The 4,121-nt window shown below is 28.4% G+C and carries 4 protein-coding genes; all 4 read right to left on the bottom strand.

Going from position 1 to position 4,121, the window contains the following annotated elements; genetic code table 11:
* Positions 1-920: 920 nt before the first annotated feature.
* Positions 921-3,083: a peptidase domain-containing ABC transporter gene (locus tag NR218_RS12475; RefSeq protein ID WP_016931293.1), complete on the bottom strand. Its 2,163-nt coding sequence runs from the start codon at positions 3,081-3,083 to the stop codon at positions 921-923.
* Positions 3,084-3,203: 120 nt separating this feature from the next.
* Positions 3,204-3,338 (bottom strand): hypothetical protein, encoded by a 135-nt coding sequence (locus NR218_RS12470; RefSeq protein WP_016931292.1) that lies wholly within the window; start codon positions 3,336-3,338, stop codon positions 3,204-3,206.
* A gap of 24 nt (positions 3,339-3,362) precedes the next feature.
* On the bottom strand, positions 3,363-3,518 hold the full coding sequence (locus NR218_RS12465; protein ID WP_016931291.1) for a hypothetical protein: 156 nt from the start codon (positions 3,516-3,518) through the stop codon (positions 3,363-3,365).
* Positions 3,519-3,564: 46 nt separating this feature from the next.
* The gene (locus NR218_RS12460) at positions 3,565-3,705 is read right to left on the bottom strand and encodes a hypothetical protein (RefSeq protein ID WP_016931290.1); all 141 of its coding nucleotides are present in this window, start codon (positions 3,703-3,705) and stop codon (positions 3,565-3,567) included.
* Positions 3,706-4,121 lie beyond the last annotated feature (416 nt).

Here is a 4,121-nt window from a genome sequence, read left to right as displayed (position 1 = left end):
GTTTTTTACCGCTATAGGCTTTACTGTTTTCACCGTTGTAGTTGGTTTAGTTGTATTTTTTACTATTTGAGATTTTACTGTCGAAGTACTCGCATATGCATTTTCACTTACTAAAGCAATTGTGCTAATCCCAATAACAGTCGTTACAATCCCTAGCACTAACTTCTTACTAGAAAAAGTACGTATATTCGTTTTCATTTTCATTTTTTCCCCTTAATGTTTTCTATAATTTTAATAATACACAATGCTTTTTAAAAAGCAATATTTAAATTATTGTTTAACTTAAAATTAAGAACTTATAACATTAGTAAAAACATATATAACAACAAAGCAATAAATTACTTATCACAAGGATATTTAAAAATATTTCTTTGTTTCCGGTCAATCGTACTTAATTTTTTGATTCCTCAAAAAATTTCATAAGCTTTGACATTAAGTTGGATAACCCAGTTTTTCATTATTTATCCCCTATGTATGTACCAATATATTTTTCATTGTGACATCAGGAGAAAACCACATCATAAACTTATGAACTTAATTGTCACTAATTCCATTTAATAACTAAAATCTATACTCCTAGTTTAACAAAATAAAAAACGCTATCTTCAGATGATAGCGTTAAAATTAAATTCTCTATATTTTCAATACCAATATTATTTTTTCTTGACCAAGTATAAGATGTCTAGAATCTTTTGAGAATTTAGGATTAAAATCTTTCAAAATTCCTCCACTTTTGTCACTCTAAAAAGTGGTAAAAGTGATAAATTTTCAATCCTATTTTCATTTGCGACATTTATCACAAAGTTAGATTTAGGCATAAAAAAAGCCCTCTTTCAAAGACTGCAGATGTAATGTTTGCAGTGAAAAAGGGTGGAGTGAATAATAATTATTCGATTCTGAAAGCCGTGTTTTAATGAGTGTTATACTTCTTTATTTTTAGTTTGTAATTGCCATAGTTTATAGTATTCATTTCGATTTTTTAATAAATTTTTATGAGTACCTTTTTCTACTATCTTTCCATTTTTCAAGGTATAAATAACATCAGCATTTTGTATAGTACTTAGTTTATGAGAAATGACAATAGCTGTTTTACCACTTTGAATTAAGTTATCAATATGTCGCATGATTTTGAATTCAGTTCGACTGTCTAAAGCGCTTGTTGCTTCATCAAAAATATAAATATCTGGGTCCTTTAGAAATGTTCGTGCTAATGAAATACGTTGTGCTTGTCCGCCAGATAAGTTTGAACCTTCTTTTTCTAGCATAGTATTGAATTGATCGGGTTGTTTTTGGATGAAATCAAAAGCTTCAGCTAATTGACATGCATTTATAATATCTTCTTTTGATTTTCCTTTGTTCATGCCAAGTAGTAAATTATTTAAAATAGTATCTGCAAATAAGAAAGTTTCTTGTGAAACGTAACCAATGTGATGTCTTAGTTCATCTAGTTGTATCTTGTTAATTGGGCGTTGGTCAATAGATATTTCACCCTCTGCTACGTCATAATAATGATTTAATAGTTTTCCAATTGTGGATTTTCCGCTTCCACTTTCACCAACGATTGCGATTTTTTGTCCTTTATTAATTTTTAAGTTAATACCGTCTAAAATGACATCTCTATATCCATATTGAAATTTTACATTATCCATGTTTATAACGTTATTAAATATAAATGGATAGTTGTTATCATGTAATTTATCTTCAGTATCTAAATCTGTTATTTCCGCGATGCGTCTAGCAGCCACAAACGATGATTGTAACGTTGGTTGTATGTTAATTAAACGTTCAATTGGACCTAAATAAAAAATTGTAAGTGCATTAAACGCTAACAAACTTCCTAAAGTCATCTGGTCATTCATAACAAAATAACTACCTATCCATAAGATTACTAAACTGACAGTAATTTTAAGGAAATTATTAATTGTCAGTTGTATGTTTGAAAGTTGCCCTAAACGTATTAAGTTGTTGATAAGTTGATTAAACTTTTGCGAACCTTGTTCAAAACGATCAGGCTCTGATTGGTAACTTTTTATTGTGCTACTACCATCAAAAGATTCAATCAAATATGAACTCAATTCTGCATCATTTTCTGCAACTTTTTGGTTATAGTGTTCGAATGGTTGTTTCATCATTAGACTACATAAAATAAAAAATGGTATAAAAATGACTGTAATGAGCAACAACGTTGGACTTTGTAAATATAATAATACACACCCAACTATAATCATAAATGTATCTACAAGTAGTGTTACGGTTGAAGATGATAGTGCTTCACGAATTTTTGAAGTATCCATAAAACGTTGCAATATTTCTCCGCTTTTACGTGTATCAAAAAAATTCATTGGTAAGTGTAATACATGTTTAAAGTAGTCTTTCATAAGGCCAATATCTATTTCTAAACTAAGTTTTAAAATCATTTGATATCTCAAATAGGTTACTAATGCATTGATTATATAAAGTATTAGTACGCCTATGCTTATAGTATGTAAATTTGATAGGACATTAGATGGAATGACGTTATCGGTTAATATTTTGAAATATAAAGCACCAATGATTCCAATTATATTTATTAAGACAGAAATTATAACTATTGTAATCAGTGTTTTATAGTTCTTTTTAAATATATCCGTAAATATATTCATATAAGAAGGTGATTCATCTCTACTATTAAATGATTCCGTCTTTTTAACTAATACAGCAATATTTGTCCATATTTCATTAAATTGTTGTTTGGTTAATTTATACTTACCTTTAGCTGGATCTACTATATGAATTTTATCTTTTTTAAGTGATTCAATAATAACAAAATGATTATATCCTTGTTTGTTTACAATATGTGCAATAATTGGAAGTTCTACTTTTTTTAATTCTTTTACAGAATCTACTTTAACACCAGTTAATTTTATGCCAATATGTTCTCCAGCTTTAATCAAACCATACAAGTTTGTCCCAAGCTTATCAGTCTTAGCATAATCTCTTAAACGTGGTATTGATACACGTTTGCCAAACGATTGTGAAATCATGGCTAGACATGTTGGCCCACAATCTTTTTCGTCATATTGTTTAATGTATTTAATGTTCATTGAGTTACCACTTCCTTAGCTTGTCTCAAAAATTACTAGAATGATAAAGAAATATGTAGAAGAGGGCTGAGATATAAAATTATGTCCCAGCCCTAATTATGTTAATTAAGTATATTAATCTTATTTATCATTTTTGCTTTTACTTTTACCAAATTTAGGTACTCTATTTATAACATTACCAGTAATAGTTCCTAGGTCTCCCCAGAAATCACCAGCATTGATAGATTTTAAATCTTTTTCAGTTAAATGTTTCATGATTACCATCCTTTATAATTTAAATTATTTAAGTTCGTCGGCAACGTTACCAACAAAACTTTTAACGCCATCAGAAACTTTGCCAATCCCGTAACCAACATGTTCAGCAAATCCGTCTGGATCAGTTTCATTATTACCACCGTTATTTTTAATAAGTTCATCATAAGTTAATTCTTTCATGTTATTACCACCTTTATATTTTTTAGTACTTCTTGAATATTTAATTTTATGGCCAACCATTATCTTCGTGTGCTTTGTCCGCGCCTTTACCTACTCGGCCGAACCAATCTTTTGTAGCATTCACCGCATCAGTGAATTTATTACCACCATTCACATTTTTAGTTTCTGCATTTGTTAAATTTTGCATACCAGCCCTCCTAATAATGTGTTTTATTTACGTAACGTAGTTTTTGTTTCCTTTCAACTACAACATTATGGTATCAATGATTTATTAATATAGTATTAAGCTTAATTTGTATTTTGTTTAATATAATATTAATCTAGAAAATACTGTCATATCAGTAAGTTTTTAGTGATTTATCTAGTTAATAAGATGAAGTAGAATTGCTAATATCCTTAATTTAATCGTAATTAACAAAACAAACTTGAAAATTTATATTTAATAATAATAAAGCTCAAATTTTAAGAATGTAGAGACATTGTAAATTTCTTAAACTCAAAGTAAGTGTTATATCTCGGGAAATCGATAAAAAAGGTTCTGTTGCAAAGTTGAATTGATAGTATAATTTTAATAAAAAGGAGTCTTTTGTATGAACTATTTCA

This window comes from Staphylococcus sp. SUC_1.2, assembly GCF_026222585.1.
This window is presented reverse-complemented; position numbering and strand designations above follow the sequence as displayed.